The following is an 18,923-nucleotide window of genomic DNA, read 5'->3' on the forward strand; positions in this document are numbered from 1 at the left end:
TATCATGTCAACCCACGGCTGGATATGACAGTCAGTGATCCCGGATAAAACCGCTGTCGATCAACAAAGTGCTGACCAAGCGCACAAGCTAGGGATTGACGGTGCCAACTAGATCAGTTTCAGTCATCACCCGGTTTTTGCCGCGTTTTTTGGCCAGGTACATGGCCTGATCTGCGCGCAACAAGATGGCACTGACATCGTCCTCTTTCTGGAACAAGGCGACACCTGCACTAAAGGTGATCAGCAGCTTTTGGTTATTACCCATGAAGTACTCTTTGGTCAGTGATCGCTGCAAGCGCGACATAATGATCACCGCCTCTTGCAAGTCGGTCTTGGGCAGAATGACAACAAACTCTTCGCCCCCCATTCTGGTCACAATATCCGTCGGCCTCACCGCACGTTTTACCACTGAAGCCAGATGTTTGAGCGCAGCATCCCCGGCGGCATGCCCATGCTGGTCATTGAGCGATTTAAAATTATCGATGTCGAGCAAAGCCACACTAAATGACTCACCGCTACGCTGAAAACGCGCAATCTCGGCCTGGAAGGCATCGTCCATACCGCGGCGATTGAGCACGCCGGTGAGTTGGTCAATTCTGACGACCTCACTCAACTGCTGCAACTCCAGTTGCAATTGATCAATACGGTCTTGCGTATCCGTTGCCTTGCTCTGTTGGATAAGCAAGTCATCGCGCGAACGCAGGATGTCGGTCTGCATGACAGAAGTATCGCGCATCAACTGGTTGACCAGCTCATTAATTTTAATCAAATCATCAGTTTGAGAGAGCTCTTTGGCATAGGTCTCGATTTTGCCACTGTAGAGTTCGCTGGCTTCACCCATATATTTGAGCTTATCAATAAAAGTACTGATTAAGGTTTTAAATGAGTTCCTCGCCTCAATCAGACTGTGCTTGACCAGTCCTTGCTTGTAAATAACCTCTTTGAGGCTTTTTTCGGCTTGTTTAAGCTTGGTTCTATCCAGCGGACCGGTAATAATCGACTGTACAGCATAGACCTGACCACTCAGCCAGCTATCTTCAGCCACCAGTTCACCGATATTTTCCAGTAGCAAATGCAACAAGTCGATAATGTCGCCACGCACGTCATCCTCTTGCGCGCCCATCACCTCGACCCGCATCAATAACGCTTTAAGTGACTTGGCCAAAGCCTCCCACTCTTTAAGCTTTTTAGCGCGCTCGGCAGATTCCTGCAGGGCCACCGCCTCCGCCTGCAAGTCTGGATACCCTTGCAAACGGGGAATCAAGCCCAGGTAAAGTGTTTGCTTCAACAAGGTCTGCAAAATGGTAAAAGCGCCATGGAACTGCTGTACTTCAGAGGGCAAACCTTGTTCACTGGATATATCCAAGACAGGTTGCGACGTCGAAGCTGTGGACGCGTCAGCCGCATCAGTCAAGGCAATCCCCTCAACCCGGGCTTCAGAAGGCAACCACATATTCGCCATGCCGATCAACTTGTCGGACAGGCTCTCGTCATCACCAAAATTAATGAGCACACGTTCCAGCGTCTCACGCTTTCTGGCAGTATCTATGCCACTGCGCTTGTCGTCCCAGGCTTGCAATAAAACACGAATCGCCTTGGGCCATTTGGTGGAATGACTAAGCTGCTGTTGCATGGCCTCAGTCAGCAATTCCCCCAGCCCTTGCCAGTTATCCTGTTTAAGCACTTTTTCCCAGCGGTTAATCCAGTTGGTTTGCTCCAGCGTGTCGTGGGGCAACTGCTTCAATGCCTTGCGCAACGCACTGGCAGCATCCTCCTTCACCGGTTTACCTGCAATCTCATAGTAAATCTGCATGTAATTGTCCGGTGTCGGTTCGACACGCCTGACAGCCATTTGCTTGATGGTTTCACGTGCAACTTCTGAAGCTGTCATGGATGATCCGTTTGCTGCCATCGTTTTCTGCCAAATCACACTAAAATTAATAGGATGCAAATATTATGCGGGGCGATGATTGGAATTTATTGGTGTATAAGAAGGTAAATAATTGTTTATTTCAGAAGCTTTACCTCTGCAGGTGAAATGAGGCACGGCGAAAATAAGGCGGTAAAAAAACGTTTTTGCGTTACAATAGCGTCCGCGGGCCTCCCCGCATTGTAAGGTAGCCAACCTGGTCAGGTGCGGAAGCAAGCAGCCACAACTATCAAGCAAGTGCCGGGGGTTGGGCTCGCCCCTTCTCTCCAGCCCTTCTGTTTGTCATGCCAGCGTTGATCTTAATGTTATGGTTTGTGGCAAGCATGAGTCGGCAAAATAGGCTAAAGTACAGGTTTGCCTTATTGCTTTTAATCAGTAGAGTGCGCGATGTCTTACCAAGTGTTGGCGCGTAAATGGCGCCCCAAATCTTTTGCCAGTCTGGTGGGCCAGGACCATGTGGTCCAGGCCCTGAGCAATGCTCTGAGCCAACAGCGCCTGCATCATGCTTACCTGTTTACCGGCACCCGTGGCGTTGGCAAGACCACCCTCTCCCGTATTCTGGCAAAATCGCTGAACTGTGCGACCGGCATCACCGCAACGCCTTGCGGCGAGTGCGAAGCATGCCGTGCGATTGATATCGGCCGGTATGTAGATTACGTGGAAATGGATGCGGCCTCTAACCGCGGTATTGCAGACATGGTGAGCTTGCTTGAGCAGGCGATCTACGCGCCGTCCTCCGGCCGCTTCAAGGTCTACATGATAGACGAAGTGCATATGCTGACCAAAGAGGCGTTTAATGCCATGCTGAAAACGCTGGAGGAGCCGCCTGCCCACGTCAAATTCATTCTGGCGACCACAGATCCACAAAAAGTTCCGGTCACCATTTTGTCGCGCTGCCTGCAATTCAACCTGCGCCAAATGGCCAGCAGTACCATTACCGCCCACTTGCAAGACATTCTGGGCAAGGAGCAAATTCCATTTGAGGCGCCCGCATTACAGCTGATAGCCCGTGCGGCCAATGGCAGCATGCGTGACGCGCTCTCACTGACCGACCAGGCAATTGCTTATGGCAACCAGTCCGTCCGCGAAAGCGATGTGCGCAGCATGCTGGGGGCGATTGACCAAAGCTACCTGTATGATTTGTTGCGGGCGTTGATCGCACAAGATGCAGCCAGCCTGCTCAATATCGCACAGCAAATGGAGTCGCGCAGCATCGGCTTTGAAAGTGCCCTGAACGATCTTGCAGCTTTGTTGCATGTGCTAGCTGTCGCGCAATACGCGCCCCAATCAATTGCAGACGATCACCCCGAGCGGCAGAACTTGCTGGAACTTGCCGCAGCCTTGCCCGCAGAAACCCTGCAGCTGTATTATCAGATTGCTATTTTAGGTCACCGCGATATTGGCCTGGCCCCGGATGCTTATGCAGGCTTTACCATGACGCTGTTGCGTATGCTGGCATTTAAAGCCGATGCAACGGCCCCCACACCCGCGCCCCCGTCAAGCACAGAAGGTCATGGCCGTGGCAGCGCTCCGAGTGTTGGCAGCGCGCGCGCCGCCTTGGCGCAAAGTTATCAAGCCAGCAGCGCAACCAACCCTGCAACAGCGGATCATGCGATGCGCAAGCGTGCGGTGGAACAGGCTCCCGAAAGTGCTACTGAACCAGGCGCATCTTTCACCACTGCCCCCCTGGCAGAAATGTCGCAGCCAGCGCTTTCGGCCCCAGCACCGACAGCCGTTGCCAGTGAAGCAGTACATGTTGCAATGCCTGAGACGCAAGAAACAAGCGCTGCATTGGACTGGGATGGCAACTGGCGCGCGCTGGTAGAGAACCATTTGAGCAAATTGGGCCTGGTACGCGCACTGGCACAAAATTGCGAGCTGGTCCAGTTTGAGGACGATGCCATGACATTGCGGATTAGCGAGTCACATAAACACCTGGCCAGTGCCAATTATCTCGAAAAACTCAATGCTGCTTTAAACAGCCATTTTGGCCGCCGCTTGCAACTGATCATCACCACCAGCCAGGAAGCCAATACGCCCGCCAGACAGCTGGCCGTCGAAAAAGCAGAATTACAGGATCAGGCTACACAAGCGATTATGAGTGACCGCTTTGTGCAAGGCCTGATGCAGGAAATGGGCGCAACGATAGTGCCAAATTCCATTAAACCCTTACATTAACCACACGTAACTTCAGGAGCAGACAATGATGAAAGGTGGCATGGGCAATATGATGAAACAGGCCCAAATGATGCAAGCCAATATGCAAAAAGCCCAGGCAGAACTGGCAAACACTGAGGTGGAAGGTATTGCCAGCAATGGCATGGTCAAAGTGACCATGACCTGTAGCAATGATGTGAAACGCGTACAGATTGATGACGCGGCCATGGATGACAAAGAAACACTGGAAGACTTGCTTATGATTGCGTTGAAAGATGCGAAAACGAAAGCCGAAGCGACCAGTTCAGCGAAAATGAGTGGCCTGATGCCACCAGGCTTCAAGTTGCCGTTCTAGTGCCTGACGCCCACCCATATTATCGTCGACGCGGAGACCAGGCGTGAATCACCCGGCAGTTCTGGATCAGCTGATCAGTGCCCTGCGCTGTCTGCCGGGCGTGGGGCCTAAATCCTCCACGCGGATGGCCTATCACTTGCTGCAACGTGACCGTGAAGGTGCACAAAAGCTGGCAGCCAGTCTACAACAGGCGCTGGATAAGCTGGCGCATTGCGATTATTGCAACAACTTCAGCGAGCATCGCGTATGCAGCGTGTGCCAGGATACCCACAGAGACAAATCCACGCTATGTGTGGTGGAGATGCCGACCGACCTCATGATGCTGGAGAATACGCGTAGCTATCAGGGCCAATATTTTGTATTAATGGGAAAACTCTCGCCCATGGATGGCATTGGGCCCAAAGACATTCACCTGGATAAACTGCTCAAACGTGCACAGGACAGCGCGATAAACGAAGTGATTATTGCCACCAACTTTACCTCCGAGGGTGAAGCCACTGCACACTATATTGGGCAGATGCTCAAATCGCGTGGCATTCGCGTCAGCCGGATTGCGCGTGGGTTGCCGATGGGTGGTGAGATTGAGTATGTGGACAGTGGCACGCTGTCTACCGCGTTGCTGGAAAGAAAAGCCGTCACTTAACAGCAAAGCAATCGTCAAGCAGTCAAGATAACTGCTGTATTTGATGCCCTTGTGCCAAGACCTTAACAAGTTTTTAAGCACACTTGTCTTTTATCTTCGTTTTTTCTCTTCATAAACACTCTGTCCTGTCGTTATACAAATGACAGCCTCCCGCGGTTTTTAATCAGGCGAGACGTCATTATCGTGAGCTAATAAAAATAAAAGCAAGGTCGTATTCCATGGAATTATTTCTGCATACTTTTGACGCCAATAGTCATACCAACTCTGAAAGTCCGCATTTTTCAGGCATCAACACCGCATCTTTCAGTTATGAGACTGAAGCAGAACTACTGCAGATTTTAGACCGTGTCATTGCCGAGGAACCTGCACATACGCTCAGAGATACCTGGGTGCTGGTGTCACAGGACAAGCAGGCCATGCATCCAATGGAGGCCTTGCAGGCCACCATGCCATTCAATACCTTTTATGCTAGGCATAAATACCCGTGGCTGCTGTCTGAGCTGACGCCACATGTGCAAATGCATTATCAACCGATTGTCGACTTTGGCCAGAGCGGCAAAGTCTTTGGCTTTGAAGCCTTGTGCAGACTGAAAACACCAGAAGGCAAGTGGCTCAACGGCATGGAGGCTTTCGCCCTTGCCGCCGAGGTTAAACGCAGCCACGAGTTAGACCTGGCCTGCCAACAGTTGGCGCTGATGGGCAAGTCACAATCAATTTCTGTGGACAAGCCCCTCTTTATCAATGTGCTGCCACAAACAATCATGAGTCCAGGCTGGCTCAATTTTATTTTAAACCTCTTGAACCAGCAGCAGATTGATCGACGGGATATCGTCATCGAAATTGTTGAGAGTGAAAAAACCAATCCCGAAGTGCTGGCGCGCTACTGCGATGAAATCCGTATGCATGGTCTGCGCATCGCACTGGATGACATGGGTTCCGGCTTTAACGGTTTGCGCATCCTGGCTGAGGTACGGGCTGACTTTATCAAGATAGACCGTGCCATTGTGCATGAAGCACAAGGCAGCCGTGTGAGGACAGTGTTACTTGAGGCGATTATTTCGATGGCGCAACGACTGGGATGCACCATTATCGCTGAAGGGCTGGAGCGCGTAGAGGATATTACCTATTGCCAGGATCTAGGCCTGCATTATGCCCAGGGCCATTATTTTGCCCAGCCACAAAGCACGCCGAGCGACAAGGTGGCGGCACTGCCCGTACGGGATGAAGCCCACCGTTCGCATATTCCTGATGATTTTCATATTGGTGAATATATTAGCCACGGCTTGACAATTGATGTCAGCTGCACGTTGGCAGAAGCCAGACGCTTGTTTCACGCGCATGCCGATATTGCAACAGCCGTGGTGCTGGACGGGCAAAAACCGCTGGGGGTATTGCGGCGGGGCAAAGTATTCTCCAAGAAACCCACTGGCCTGGGCGCTTGTTGCGACCCCTTGCCCAAGGTCATCAACCATAAACTACCCTCTTCTGTGCTTGCGCGCATTTTTTATCTGGAGCGTGGCAATATCGACATCTGGATCACCGTCAATGACGAAGGTGGCTATGTCGGTATCTTGCAGCCGATGGAAATCATGGCCCAGTTGATCAGCCGCAAAACTGCGACCGGCAATCTGCACCCCTTAAGCCATCTGACGACAGGCCCCACACTCAGACAAACCCTGGATAACAGCTTGCGTAACAACCCCAATACGCAACTGATCTACATAGATCTGGATCATTTCAAGGCCTATAACGACCGCTACGGTTTTATCCGTGGCGATGCCATGATACGACTCCTCTCCGAAATCATCCGACAGGAGTTTCAGGATAAAGCGGGCGTGATGGTAGGCCATATTGGTGGCGATGACTTTGTGCTGATCTATGATCATAAAGCGCCTACCCTTAATGACACTTTATTGCATATCATTAGCCAGTTTCAGGCCCTGGCCGTGCATCTGTATGACGCGACAGATCTAGAACGAGGATTTTTTACCACCGAAGACGGTAAGGATCACCCGGTCGCCAGTGTCTCGATTGCGGTGGTGAATGGCAAACAAGGCGAGCTCGAAAACAGCGTCATTGCCGCGGAACGCGCAGCGCTGCTTAAAAAGATAGGCAAGGCCAATATCGGCAGCATTGTGGTTGTAGAAGATACGCCGCCACAAACCATCCTGCCGAAAAAAGAATTTTATTCAGACTGGCAGCAAAAAGCACTGTCCGCCTTACAGTCGCTGCTACACACGCAACGTTCGACAGGCGCCCATGATTTGGATAGCTGCTTTGCCGAATTTCCCTTCTTTGAGGTGATCTTTGAGTTAGAGCCAAACGGTATGCAGCGCTATGCCAACTGGATAAATCCCAACATGTATGGAAAAATCAAGGCTGGCGGTGCAGGCATAGACCGGAGCCAACAAGCCTACTATCGTCGCGTGGCAGAAACACAGGCACCTTATATTTCAAGCATTTATCTGTCTACCGCTACCGAAGACTTTTGCCTCACGGTCTCCCTGCCTATCTTGGGCGAGGACGGCCAGTTGGCCAGTATTTTAGTTGCAGATATTAATATTGCGGCAATGGCGGTACTCAGCAGCAAGCGCAATTAGCTGAGCGGCAAGCGCAATGATAAATTGGCGCGGAATCTGCTCAGTTATAAATACGCCAGCAAGTCCTGGGGCTGCTGAATATAGCCATCCGCACCCCATGCCTCAGGCCGATCAATGTCTGACAGGTAGCCAAACAAAGCCACCAGCGTTGTCATGCCCGCTGCATTACCGGCCTGCACATCTCGCTCGGCATCGCCAACATACACCACTTGTTCAGGATCAAGCTGCATACGCTCACAGGCCAATAACAGTGTTTGGGGCGACGGCTTGGGCTGGGGCGCATCATCTCCGCTGATGACCGCACCCGCGCGGCTATCCAGCGCCATGTGTGCGATCATCGGCAAGGTAAACCGTCGTGGTTTATTGGTGACAATCCCCCAGCGCAGCCCCCGCTGCTCAATGCCCTCTAATACCTCTGCCATGCCGTCAAACAATTGTGGCTGACGAGTCATGACTTGCGTGTATAACTCCAGATATTCAGTGCGCATCTGTTCAAACTCAGCATGATCCGGTAACAGACCAAATCCGATTTCCAGCAGCCCTCGAGACCCATGCGAGGCATAGGGGCGAATCGTCGCTTCTGGTAAAAAGGGCAATCCATGCCGTTCACGCTGCAAATTAAGTGCATATGCCAAATCTGGAGCGGTATCTACCAACGTCCCATCCAGATCAAATAATACGGCTTGCATGTGCTCAACCCTCTTTGATCGCATGCAGCATGTAGTTAACGCTGGTATCTGTTGTCAATTTATATTGTTTACTGAAAGGGTCATAAGTGACGCCAGTCTGATGCTGTAACTCCAGTCCAGATTGACGTAACCAGCTCGCTAACTCAGACGGCTTGATAAACTTGCTGTAATCATGTGTGCCTTTGGGAAGCAGATTGAGGACATACTCAGCCCCGACCACCGCCATCAGGTATGCCTTGGCATTGCGATTAAGCGTGGAAAAAAACAATTGCCCCCCCGGCTTGACCAGTGCAGCGCAAGCACGCACCACGCTGGATGGGTCGGGAACATGCTCCAGCATTTCCATGCAGGTCACCACATCAAACTGCTCCGGCATTTCTGCAGCCAGCGCTTCCACGGCAATACAGCGATAAGAAACCTGTGCCCCTGCTTCAAGCGCATGTAATTGCGCCACCTGCAGCGACTTGTCTGCCATATCAATCCCCATCACGTGGGCACCACGTTGTGCCATGGACTCACTCAGAATACCGCCACCACAGCCGACATCGAGGACCTGTTTGCCCTTAAGCAACGCGCGACTGTCAATATAATTTAAACGTATTGGGTTCAACTGATGTAAAGGTTTGAAGACACCTTGCTGATCCCACCACTGGTGTGCCAGTTCAGCAAATTTGTTTACTTCTGCAATTTCGACATTGGCCATGATGTTTTCCTAAACAAAATTAATCTGCGGGCTGTTGCATCTTGAGCTGCCACTGCAAAGCGATAGACCGTAATGCCTCGGTCTCAATACCTGCAAATTGTGGCTGGCCATCTGGCAAGCGCTGATAACGTAATTGTCCATTGACCCAGGTATGGGTAACCTGCTCGCGGCTAGCCACATACACCAGATGAGAAATCGGGTCAAAACAAGGCAAGGTATTCAGCTCATCCAGACGAACCGCAATCAGATCAGCCTGCTTACCGACGCTAATGCTGCCAATCTGTGCTTGCAACCCCAGTGCCGTGGCTCCATTAATGGTTGCCATCTGTAGCGCCTGATAAGCTGGCACAGCCTCTGCCTGTTGCGCTGCCACCTTGGCAAGCAAGGCTGCTGTGCGCATTTCCTGCCACAAATCGAGCCGGTTATTACTGGCGGCACCATCAGTGCCTAAACCGATATTGATCCCCGAACGCAACGCAGATGCCACCGGCGCAATCCCACTCGCCAATTTCAGATTAGAACTTGGACAATGCGCGATATGCGCGCCTAACGTTGCTAGGGTCTCCTGTTCATACTTTTCAAGGTGTACTCCATGCGCCAATACGGTGCTGGGACCAATTACCCCCAGCGCTTGCAAACGCTGCAACGGCCGTACACCAAATTGCTCCTGACTTTGAGCGATTTCCGCCTGGGTTTCATGCAAATGCGTATGAATCCCCAGATTCAACTGTTCGGCAAGTGTGACAACGTCGGTAAAGGTTTGATCACTCACCGTATAGGGGGCATGCGGCGCAAAAGAAAAACTGATAGAGGACTCGGATTTATACTGATCGCGCACTTCTGTGCCCAAGCGGATATATTCACTGGCAGTTGCCGCATAATTACTGGGAAACTCCATGATAGTTAAGCCAATATGTGCGCGCATTCCTGTGCGTTTAGCAGCCTCTATGGTCGCTTGCGGAAAAAAATACATATCGTTAAATGTGGTGATTCCGCCTGCCAGCATTTCCGCACAAGCCAGCAAGCTGCCATCCTGTACGAAAGCGGGTGAGACCCATCTCTTTTCTGCTGGCCAGATATGCTCATTCAACCACGGCATCAACGCATAATCATCAGCATACCCCTTTAACAGGTTCATACTGCTATGAGTATGCAAATTGATCAGCCCTGGCATCACGACATGTTGTGAACAATCAACGACGGGCCAGTCAACCGCCCAATCCGGGATATCGGATTTGGGTACAATCGCCTTGATTTTTCCAGCATCCACAAGAATTGCATGCTGCTCCCGCACGTGTGGCCCTTCATCCATAGTAACGAGCCAGCGTGGTTTGATGATAAATTGGGATTCACTCATGCTTGGATTATAACTGAGGCAGGCTGGCAAATTGAAAGTCCGCCTGCGTGCAGCAACAAAAAAGCCACGCAATTGCGTGGCTTTTTAAACTCACAAGTCAGTGCTTATTGGCAACCTTCTTGTTTCGTACCTTCTGCACGGATTTCAACGCGGCGGTTAGGTTGCAGGCAAGAGATCAATTTCTTGCTTACTTTTTTACCTTCGCACTGAACCACTGGCTCAGATTTACCTTTACCTTCAGCAGTGATCAAGCTGCTGTCTACACCTTGAGCAACCAAGTAGTCCGCCACTTGTTTTGCACGGCGCTCAGACAACTTCTGGTTGTAAGCTTCAGAACCGATACGGTCTGTGTGACCAGTGACGATCACAGCTTTGATTTCAGGGTTTTCTTTAATCTTCGCGGCAACCGCATCCAATGTAACGCGGCCTTTTTCTTTCAGGTTTGCCTTGTCAAAACCAAACAACTCTTCAGCAGATACAGTCACAGTCTCATTCACTGGCTTGCAAACAGGTGCTGGTGCTGGAGCTGGAGCTGGTGCCGGAGCTGGTTCAGCCGCAGCAACAGGTGCTGGTGCTGGCTCTGGTGTTGGCTCTTCAACCACTGGTGCTGGTGCACCAAAGCGGAAGATACCACCCAAATTAACCAAGGTGTTGTTGATTGTACCATCGGCATCCACTGTGCCAGCAGCGTTACGCGCATCAGCACGGCTCCACTGGTGACGTACATCTGCCTGAACACCAAATTTGTCGTTAAACAAATATTGAGCACCCAAACCAACGTTTGCCATCCAAGAAGTGTTTGATTTGTCAGTCAAACCAACATTGCTGTAGTCAACGTTGTTGCGTGCTGCGCCAATCCCAGCCAGCAGGAATGGGCGGAATTTTTCGCGGCTAAACATGTACAATGCGTCCAAACCCAAAGTGGTTTGTTTGTACTTGCCACCTGCGCCAGCAATGCCTGTATCTTCATCAGCACGGTTATAACCCAGACGACCTTGAATGTCCCAGTGCTCGCTCAGCTCTTTACCAATGGACAAGAAACCACCACGGGCATTGTCAGCTTCGAGATCACTGTCAGTGTGCATGTAGCTGGCACCTGGAACAACATACCAAGCACCGCGGTACATGTCTTCAGCTTGCGCAGCTTGCGATGCAAAAACAAATGCAGAAGCAATTGCCAAGCCTAAAAAACTTTTTTTCATTCATTGACTCCTTTGTTATTGGGCATTTTCGCCACATCTTTGAAAATACTTACAAACCCAACTATACGCAAACAGTGCAAGAGGCGCAAGCCTAGAGAGCTACAAGCCCAAGTATTTATTGGTTTAGGCGCTCATTTTGCAACAGTTTCCTGACAGCTGCCTGACAACGCTCACAATCGATTCAGCCAACAGGTTTGATTGCCTTAACCCTTTTTCACATAAACCACTACGAAAACCCAAAAAGTCCGCCTCTAACGAACACAATTGCGCCAAATACGCCGGTCTGAGTCCGCCGGCCACCCCGACCATTAACTGCAAGCGTCTGGCCATCTCGGTAAATTTCTGAATATGCAATATAGAAACGCAGTCCAAGACTGAGCTAGACTTGTCTATCGTGTCGACCATAACCCCAACATACCCTTGTGTGGCGAGCTTGTTCAAGCGCAACTCAAGCGTAGATGCTTGCAATAAACTATCTGGGCAAAACACCGCAACCATCCGCGTGCCTGCCGCAAGCACTTGGCTAATCGCCGCTGCAAACAAAGGATGATCCCAAATGGCTTCCGGCAGCTTAATAATGTCCACGCCAATCTCGAGACGGGATTGGATCAACTCCAGCAATGCAGCCACGGATTCAGCAGTATCGCCCACGGTGGCACTGACCAGAATATCCGTATGGGCATGTTGCTTTTTGTAACTATTCACTGCCTGCATTATGGCAACCGACTGCGCGAGACTTAATGCAGAGAGCGCACCATGACTGGTGTCTTTCAAATCAATTAAGCTAACTCCAGCGGCCAGTACCAACTGCGCCTCGGCAACCGAATTTACACTGACTAATACGCGCATGGATATCCTTATGCCTGCTGCATGCCTGTTTGCTGTGCCTGGTGGTTATTCACGCAATCCACCAGCCATTGCCAGGCTTCAAGCTCGTTGGGGCCGGCTGTTTTATCAATCGCAATTTGTAAATACTGCATTTCTTGCGTAATTTTCTCAGCAGGCAACAGATGCAGCCTGCTGACAAGTACGGCCAATTCAACCACTGCCGCTTGGGCACGGTTAAAGCCCATAAATGGCGCATGTGTCTGACTTTCGACCACTTGCATCCATAATTTTGGTCGATTTTCATCCGGCTCGACTGTATCGAGGCTTAATACATGATGCGCCAGACAGTCAGTTAGCCGCACGCTGTGGCCATGCCCAACTGACAAGGTGGAAAATATTTTTTTTCTGGCAATAGCGGCAGCAAAAACACGAACATCATCAGTCAGATTTAAGACGGCCGACCGGGTCTGTAAAATATTCTGCAAGGTAGTTGAGGGCTGGTAAGGCATGATGAGCACTCGCCCTGCCTGCCATTGGATCCCAAACGGCGCAATGTGCACCTCACCTTCAGGAGAGCACGTGGTGATGATGGTTTCGTAAATCACTCTTTGTTTTCCGGGCTGGTTGAATTACCAACGGGCTTTTCCGCTGATGCGTGAGCCGTGGCACCACTGGCTTGATCAGGTTTAGTCGCTTCCTGACGCTCTTTGATGGAAGCCTCACGATGTGCAACCTTGGCCTGCTTGTTTTGGGCGACTGAGGCAACGCCCCACTCCAGCATTTCATCCTGCACATAGCGTTTTTTCAGTTGCCAAGCAATTTGCGCGCGAGCCAGCTCTACCCCCAAATAAAACGCATGCGAGGCATCGTCTTGCACCTGCAGATCTGGATAAAAAACATAGGGATCCGTTGCCAGCTGCAGACCATCCCGATTGTAGACATGTACACCCGCTTCGCTCACCATGATGCGAAAACTGGGGTCCTTGATTTGCCTGGCCATCTCAGCAATTTCCGCCGCACTGTAAGGAAACGGCTTGCGATCATGCAGGCCAAGCAAGCCCGCATCATAACCACGGGGCAACCGTTTGTCCTGTTTGGCACGGTACATGACACGGCGGGCAATATCTGCCTCAGCCACAGCCTCGCAGGCATGCGCGCTGACCGAGGTCGCCAGCACAGCGTTGATATTCAGCTCACTGATCATCCCGAACAGCATGGCGTTAATCCCGGTGGTGTCGGCATCTGTCAATTCGGTCAGATTGCCCACGCCCATCATGATCGCGATATCCGGATATTTTTTGCGTAGCTTGTGATACCGTACAATCGATTCGGTGAAACCAAAATGGATGGGATCCAAAATAGGATCGGCAATAAACGCAAGCTCCCGTTTAAGGCAGTGCTCGATGGCCCGTTGCAAGCTGGGCATGCTGCCGGGCTTGGCTGGAATCAACACCGGGGTAGAAGCGACTTCTTCTGCAATCCAGAGACTGTTTTCATGCAGACTTAAGAGGTAATCGGCACCGGCTTTACCCGCTGCCAGCAGATCGTCTTCACGCATGGAATCTACACTTACCTGAAAACCTGCTGACTTGAGCGCACGTACGCTCTCTGTCATATGCGCAAATGCTTTTCCCGGCAGGCAGCCGAGGTCGATGACATCCGCCCCCTGCTGTTTGAAATGCTGCGCTTTGGCGATAATTTGCTCAACCGTCAGATCTGGTGCATCGACGATTTCAGCAAAAATCAGCACACTATGCTGGCTTAAATCGGGCACTTTTCCTTGCTGACCAAAATATTGTGGTAAATCCTTCAAGTCTTTAGGTCCTCGCTCTACCGGCACACCCCACTGCGACTCCAGCAGGCCGAGATCGCCCTGACAGAGCCCAGGTAAAATGACTTTATCAATATTCTCGACTTTGGGTAAGCGGCGGGCGATCAGGGGCGGCGTCATCAATGCCGCAACAGACACCCCGATCTGTTTCACTTCATATTCAAACGGAGACTGCTTACTGTCGGCCTGTATCGCTTGTAATACCTGATGCAGACTGTGTTCTGCCAGTTTTCCGGTAAGGAACAGCAGTCGATTCATGGTGTTAGTCGTGAGTGTGCTCTACCTGTACGCCCTGGTGCAAATGCAAATCATGCACGGCTGCCAGACGCGCCATGATCGCATGCTGCAAACCAGCCATGTCTTCAACGACCGTGGTGTCCGCAAAGCGTTTTAACTGGGCCACATTATCCAGGTCGATCTGGCGTGGATAGACTTTGACCACATTGTCTCTAGGTGCTTCCGACTCCAACTCTGGCGCCGTATCACATGCAAACACAATGCTTTGGATCCGCGTTTTACCTGCTTGCGCAAAAAGGTTTGTGACCAGGCTATCCGAAAAGCCATATGCCATTTTGGCGATAGTATTAGACGTCGCAGGTGAAATCACCAGCGTGTGATATACGCCCTCATAAAAACGCTCGACCGGGACGCTGCTGGCTGTTTTGTCCTGATAGACCTTGTGGCCAGTGGCTTCCAGTGCAGCCTGAAAGCCATATTGCTGGATAATTTCGGCCGCTGCACGGCTCAGGTAAATATCGACCTCCTGCAAGGTTTGCAGAATGGTCAACGACTCCCGCAGATAATGGCCGGAACCGGTAATAGCCCATGCCAATCGTTGTGCACGCATGTCAAGTCACCTTACTCAGGCGAAAGGATGTTGCAACACGATGGTTTCATCCCGCTCCGGGCCAGTCGAGACAATGGCAATTGGCACGCCACAGACCGCTTCCAGTCGTTTGAGGTAATGCTGGGCATTTTTGGGTAATGCATCCCAGGTTTTGACACCGAAGGTGGTTTCGCTCCAGCCTGGCACGGTTTCATAAATCGGCTCGCAACGGGCGACGTCATCCGCACCGACCGGCAGCATATCAACCACTTTGCCATCCAGCTTGTAACCCGTGCAAATATCCAGTGACTCTATGCCATCCAGCACATCCAGCTTGGTGATGCACAAACCAGTCAAGCCATTGATTCGCGCAGAACGACGCAAGGCGGCAGCATCAAACCAGCCACAGCGGCGTTTACGTTTGGTCACAGTCCCGATTTCCTGTCCCTTGTGAGACATCTGGTAACCTGGTGCGCCTTCTGTTTCAATATCCAGTTCACTTGGGAAGGGGCCGCCACCCACACGCGTCGTGTAGGCTTTGGTAATACCAAGCACATAGTGCAGCATGTTGGCACCAACACCGGTCCCTGCTGAGGCTTGGCCAGCGATACAGTTGCTGGAAGTCACATAGGGGTAAGTCCCATGGTCCACATCCAGCAAGGTGCCTTGTGCGCCTTCAAACAGCAAGTGTTCGCCACGGGCATTGGCTTCATATAACGCCGCAGAAATATCAGCCACCATCGGCTTCAACGTCACAGCGTGCTGCATGCTGGCATCGTATTGCTGCTGGAAATCTACCGCAGCAGCCCCCAGGTAATTGGTTAATACAAAATTGTGATAATCCATGACTTCGCGCAGCTTTTCGGCGAAGCGCTCAGGGTGGAACAAATCATAGACACGCAAGGCGCGGCGTGCGACCTTGTCTTCATAGGCAGGGCCAATGCCCTTGCCTGTAGTGCCAATTTTTTTCTCGGTGCTGCGCTTGGCTTCACGTGCCAAATCAACCGCAACGTGATGAGACAAAATCAATGGACAGCCAGGACTGACTTTGAGACGGTTTTTAACATCCAGCCCGCCTTGTTCCAGCGTGGAAATCTCATGCAGCAAATGGGTGGTATCCAGCACCACGCCATTGCCGATATAGCAATTGACGCCATCGCGCACAATACCAGAAGGCACCAGGTTTAACTTGTAGACTTTTTGCGCATCCCCTTGGCCGACGACCAGGGTGTGACCCGCATTGTGACCACCCTGAAAACGCACCACGCCTTGCGCATGGTCGGTCAGCCAGTCAACAATTTTACCTTTACCTTCGTCGCCCCATTGGGTGCCTATCACAACGACGTTCTTTGCTTGCTTAAATTGTGTCATGTTCAATCAATATCTTGTCTATACAAATTAAAGAGGCGGCGTATTACACAGCCACCACTTGCCAGCGACCATCCACCTTTTGCAACAGACGGTCACAGGCCAATTCAGAATAATCCACCTGCGCATCAGGCAAGGCTTCAACCACCACCTGACCTTGCGCGCGTAAGGTCTCTATCAGGGCTAACAAGTCAGCATCCTGCGTTGCAGGCGCCAAAATCCCTTTGTCCATGCTCGCAGGGCCCAAGGCGAGTAAGGCACCACGCAGATCCAGGCTAAAGCCTGTCGCCGGACGTGCCCGGCCAAAGGCAGCCCCCACCTCATCATAGCGGCCACCCAGTGCAATGGGGCCAGCATAGCCTTTGGCATAGGCCGCGAAGACGATGCCACTATGGTAGTGATATCCACGCAACTCACTTAAATCAATGGTCACCGTCACATTACGATCACCCAGCGCTTTCGCGACTGCCTCCAACTCAAGCAAAGCCTGTTCGATCTCTTCCGAATCAGGCAATACTTCACGCGCCTGATCCAAAACCTCAATGCCGCCATTGAGTTGGGCCAGGGCAATAAAAGCTTGCCTGGATTTTTCGGGCAAATTCACCACCAGTTGCTCTACCAATGAAATGTCTTTGGCTTGCAAAGCCGCTTGCAGGGCTTGTTCTTGCGGCAGGCCTAATTGCGCGGTATGCGACAGGCTGGCGAAAATCGCTGCATGACTCAGGTCCACAAACAAGGTTTGCATGCCTAACAACTGCAAGGCTTTGACCATCAGCCGCTGCACTTCAATATCGCTGGCAATGCCGGCATGACCATACAATTCTGCCCCGAGTTGCAAAGGCTCACGGGTGCGCGCCAGGCCATCCGGCTTGGTTCTCAAAACGGTCCCGGCATAACACAAGCGCGAGACACCGGCATGATTGAGCATATGCGCATCAATGCGCGCCGCCTGTGGCGTCGTATCAGCACGCAAGCCCATCAAGCGCCCGGTCAGTTGATCCACCACTTTAAAGGTAGCGATATCCAGATCGTGACCGGTCCCGGTGAGCAGGGATTCAACATATTCCATCATGGGCGGCATCACATACTGGTAGCCATGGACACGGAACAAATCCAGCAGTTGCCGACGGTAGGACTCAAGCCGTGCTGCTTCAGCAGGCAGCACATCTTCAATATATTCAGGGAGTAACCAATTATGCATCCCGCCATTATACCTGCAAACCCCTGCCTAAAGCACGGCTTTAGCAACCTGCCAGCAAGTCGCGTCAGCCTTGCACTCCGTTAAAATCCAAACAAAAAAGCACACCCAAGGTGTGCTTTTTTTAAAACGCTTAACCATATCAGCTTGGTGGCATTCACTCGTTAACGATTTAACCAGAGAATGAACAAACCAAACAGCATGGAAATAAAACCAATAAAGCGAATTTGACCATCCCGCAGTTGCAGCATTCGTTCAAAAGTATTGCGCCAGGCTTTGGTCAATAACAGCGGCATCAAGCCTTCAATCAGCAACACACCACCCAGCACACTCCACCACCAGTTCATGGTGCAAGCATTACTTTTTACCGCTGCTACGCATGTATTTAAAGAAGTCTGAACTCTGGTCAATCACCATCACGTCAGACTTGCTCTTGAAGCTGTTTTTGTAAGCTTCCTGGCTGCGGTAGAAGGCATAAAACTCAGGGTTTTTACCAAACGCCTGTGCATAAACTTCTGAGGCCTTGGCATCGCCCTCGCCTTTAATTTTCTGCGCATCGCGATAGGCTTCGGCAATAATCACTTCACGCTGCTTGTCAGCATCGGCACGAATTTTTTCTGCCGCCGCTGCACCTTGTGAGCGCAACTCATTGGCCACCGATTTACGCTCGGCCTCCATGCGTTGATACACGGATTCGCTGACTTCTTTCGGCAGATCTACACGACGCAACCGCACATCCATAATCTGGATGCCCATTTGGCGGCTTTCCTTGTCTGCACGCTGACGCAGGATTTCCATGATCTGCGAACGCTCGCCAGAGACGACATCGTGGATGGTGTGTTTACCAAATTCGGCACGCAAGCCGTCATTGACCATCTGCGACAAACGACGCTCGGCCTGCACTTCATCGCCACGCACAGAAACGTAGTATTTGGCTGGGTCGATAATGCGCCATTTCACAAACGAATCCACCAATACGTTTTTCTTTTCACTGGTGATAAAGCGGTCTGGTTCTTCCCAGTTCAGCGTCAAAATACGCTTGTCGTAATAGCGGATGTTCTCCACCATAGGCATCTTGAAGTAAAGACCAGGGTCTTTTTTCACCGAGACAATTTCGCCCAGACGGAAGACCAGCGCATATTCACGCTGATCAACCGTATATGCTGATGATGTCACCAAGACCAGCAAGACAAACACCCCAATTAACAAACTTCCAATATTTCTCATCATGTATTT

Annotated in this window: 17 protein-coding genes and 1 other RNA gene; 5 read left to right on the plus strand and 13 right to left on the minus strand. The window is 51.3% G+C overall.

Annotated elements, in window-relative coordinates; genetic code table 11:
* Positions 1-88: 88 nt before the first annotated feature.
* The gene (locus GOC95_RS02010; protein WP_275355397.1) at positions 89-1,891 is read right to left on the minus strand and encodes a GGDEF domain-containing protein; all 1,803 of its coding nucleotides are present in this window, start codon (positions 1,889-1,891) and stop codon (positions 89-91) included.
* A 203-nt stretch (positions 1,892-2,094) separates the two neighbouring features.
* Between GOC95_RS02010 and ffs the strand changes: the two genes are divergently transcribed.
* The 5 genes from ffs (at position 2,095) to GOC95_RS02035 (ending at position 7,685) form a co-directional block, all read left to right on the plus strand.
* Positions 2,095-2,191, plus strand: an RNA gene (ffs, locus tag GOC95_RS02015) — signal recognition particle sRNA small type.
* Positions 2,192-2,317: 126 nt separating this feature from the next.
* Entirely contained in the window at positions 2,318-4,108 is a 1,791-nt protein-coding gene (dnaX, locus tag GOC95_RS02020; protein WP_275355399.1) for a DNA polymerase III subunit gamma/tau, read from the plus strand.
* A 25-nt stretch (positions 4,109-4,133) separates the two neighbouring features.
* Positions 4,134-4,442: a YbaB/EbfC family nucleoid-associated protein gene (locus GOC95_RS02025; RefSeq protein WP_275355401.1), complete on the plus strand. Its 309-nt coding sequence runs from the start codon at positions 4,134-4,136 to the stop codon at positions 4,440-4,442.
* A 43-nt stretch (positions 4,443-4,485) separates the two neighbouring features.
* Positions 4,486-5,085 carry a recombination mediator RecR gene (recR, locus tag GOC95_RS02030; protein ID WP_194747727.1) on the plus strand — a complete coding sequence of 200 codons (600 nt, stop codon included), beginning with the start codon at positions 4,486-4,488 and terminating at the stop codon, positions 5,083-5,085.
* A gap of 218 nt (positions 5,086-5,303) precedes the next feature.
* A complete protein-coding gene (locus GOC95_RS02035; RefSeq protein ID WP_275355403.1) occupies positions 5,304-7,685 on the plus strand; it encodes an EAL domain-containing protein in 2,382 nt (793 codons plus the stop codon).
* Positions 7,686-7,729: 44 nt separating this feature from the next.
* Here GOC95_RS02035 and GOC95_RS02040 read toward each other — a convergent pair whose 3' ends face one another.
* The 12 genes from GOC95_RS02040 to hflC form a co-directional block, all read right to left on the minus strand.
* The gene (locus GOC95_RS02040; RefSeq protein ID WP_275355404.1) at positions 7,730-8,374 is read right to left on the minus strand and encodes an HAD-IA family hydrolase; all 645 of its coding nucleotides are present in this window, start codon (positions 8,372-8,374) and stop codon (positions 7,730-7,732) included.
* A gap of 4 nt (positions 8,375-8,378) precedes the next feature.
* A complete protein-coding gene (gene ubiG / locus GOC95_RS02045; protein WP_275355406.1) occupies positions 8,379-9,077 on the minus strand; it encodes a bifunctional 2-polyprenyl-6-hydroxyphenol methylase/3-demethylubiquinol 3-O-methyltransferase UbiG in 699 nt (232 codons plus the stop codon).
* A gap of 19 nt (positions 9,078-9,096) precedes the next feature.
* Complete coding sequence (locus GOC95_RS02050; protein ID WP_275355408.1) at positions 9,097-10,434, minus strand: TRZ/ATZ family hydrolase; 1,338 nt, start codon at positions 10,432-10,434, stop codon at positions 9,097-9,099.
* A gap of 104 nt (positions 10,435-10,538) precedes the next feature.
* Complete coding sequence (locus GOC95_RS02055) at positions 10,539-11,636, minus strand: OmpA family protein (RefSeq protein WP_194747734.1); 1,098 nt, start codon at positions 11,634-11,636, stop codon at positions 10,539-10,541.
* Between the two features lie 123 nt (positions 11,637-11,759).
* Positions 11,760-12,485 (minus strand): (5-formylfuran-3-yl)methyl phosphate synthase, encoded by a 726-nt coding sequence (locus GOC95_RS02060; RefSeq protein WP_275355412.1) that lies wholly within the window; start codon positions 12,483-12,485, stop codon positions 11,760-11,762.
* An 8-nt stretch (positions 12,486-12,493) separates the two neighbouring features.
* Positions 12,494-13,069 (minus strand): DUF447 domain-containing protein, encoded by a 576-nt coding sequence (locus GOC95_RS02065; RefSeq protein ID WP_275355414.1) that lies wholly within the window; start codon positions 13,067-13,069, stop codon positions 12,494-12,496.
* The gene (locus GOC95_RS02070) at positions 13,066-14,553 is read right to left on the minus strand and encodes a DUF6513 domain-containing protein (protein ID WP_275355416.1); all 1,488 of its coding nucleotides are present in this window, start codon (positions 14,551-14,553) and stop codon (positions 13,066-13,068) included. The genes GOC95_RS02065 and GOC95_RS02070 overlap by 4 nt, the downstream gene beginning before the upstream one ends.
* Positions 14,554-14,557: 4 nt before the next feature.
* Entirely contained in the window at positions 14,558-15,142 is a 585-nt protein-coding gene (locus GOC95_RS02075; protein ID WP_275355418.1) for a flavoprotein, read from the minus strand.
* Positions 15,143-15,157: 15 nt separating this feature from the next.
* Entirely contained in the window at positions 15,158-16,492 is a 1,335-nt protein-coding gene (locus GOC95_RS02080) for an adenylosuccinate synthase (protein ID WP_275355419.1), read from the minus strand.
* 43 nt (positions 16,493-16,535) lie between these two features.
* Positions 16,536-17,690: an ATP phosphoribosyltransferase regulatory subunit gene (locus tag GOC95_RS02085; RefSeq protein ID WP_275355421.1), complete on the minus strand. Its 1,155-nt coding sequence runs from the start codon at positions 17,688-17,690 to the stop codon at positions 16,536-16,538.
* 161 nt (positions 17,691-17,851) lie between these two features.
* Complete coding sequence (locus tag GOC95_RS02090; RefSeq protein ID WP_194747741.1) at positions 17,852-18,034, minus strand: DUF2065 domain-containing protein; 183 nt, start codon at positions 18,032-18,034, stop codon at positions 17,852-17,854.
* Positions 18,035-18,044: 10 nt separating this feature from the next.
* A complete protein-coding gene (hflC, locus tag GOC95_RS02095; protein ID WP_194748434.1) occupies positions 18,045-18,914 on the minus strand; it encodes a protease modulator HflC in 870 nt (289 codons plus the stop codon).
* Between the last annotated feature and the right edge of the window lie 9 nt (positions 18,915-18,923).

Source organism: Methylophilus sp. YYY-1 (genome assembly GCF_029132825.1).
In the GTDB taxonomy this organism is placed as follows: domain Bacteria; phylum Pseudomonadota; class Gammaproteobacteria; order Burkholderiales; family Methylophilaceae; genus Methylophilus; species Methylophilus glucosoxydans.

Bases quoted from the DNA above. Each gene is read 5' to 3' on its own strand.
- GOC95_RS02010 (WP_275355397.1), bottom strand. From the start codon at position 1,891: ATGACAGCTTCAGAAGTTGCACGTGAAACCATCAAGCAAATGGCTGTC.
- dnaX (WP_275355399.1), top strand. From the start codon at position 2,318: ATGTCTTACCAAGTGTTGGCGCGTAAATGGCGCCCCAAATCTTTTGCC.
- GOC95_RS02025 (WP_275355401.1), top strand. From the start codon at position 4,134: ATGATGAAAGGTGGCATGGGCAATATGATGAAACAGGCCCAAATGATG.
- GOC95_RS02035 (WP_275355403.1), top strand. From the start codon at position 5,304: ATGGAATTATTTCTGCATACTTTTGACGCCAATAGTCATACCAACTCT.
- GOC95_RS02040 (WP_275355404.1), bottom strand. From the start codon at position 8,374: ATGCAAGCCGTATTATTTGATCTGGATGGGACGTTGGTAGATACCGCT.
- ubiG (WP_275355406.1), bottom strand. From the start codon at position 9,077: ATGGCCAATGTCGAAATTGCAGAAGTAAACAAATTTGCTGAACTGGCA.
- GOC95_RS02050 (WP_275355408.1), bottom strand. From the start codon at position 10,434: ATGAGTGAATCCCAATTTATCATCAAACCACGCTGGCTCGTTACTATG.
- GOC95_RS02055 (WP_194747734.1), bottom strand. From the start codon at position 11,636: ATGAAAAAAAGTTTTTTAGGCTTGGCAATTGCTTCTGCATTTGTTTTT.
- GOC95_RS02060 (WP_275355412.1), bottom strand. From the start codon at position 12,485: ATGCGCGTATTAGTCAGTGTAAATTCGGTTGCCGAGGCGCAGTTGGTA.
- GOC95_RS02070 (WP_275355416.1), bottom strand. From the start codon at position 14,553: ATGAATCGACTGCTGTTCCTTACCGGAAAACTGGCAGAACACAGTCTG.
- GOC95_RS02075 (WP_275355418.1), bottom strand. From the start codon at position 15,142: ATGCGTGCACAACGATTGGCATGGGCTATTACCGGTTCCGGCCATTAT.
- GOC95_RS02080 (WP_275355419.1), bottom strand. From the start codon at position 16,492: ATGACACAATTTAAGCAAGCAAAGAACGTCGTTGTGATAGGCACCCAA.
- GOC95_RS02085 (WP_275355421.1), bottom strand. From the start codon at position 17,690: ATGCATAATTGGTTACTCCCTGAATATATTGAAGATGTGCTGCCTGCT.
- GOC95_RS02090 (WP_194747741.1), bottom strand. From the start codon at position 18,034: ATGAACTGGTGGTGGAGTGTGCTGGGTGGTGTGTTGCTGATTGAAGGC.
- hflC (WP_194748434.1), bottom strand. From the start codon at position 18,914: ATGAGAAATATTGGAAGTTTGTTAATTGGGGTGTTTGTCTTGCTGGTC.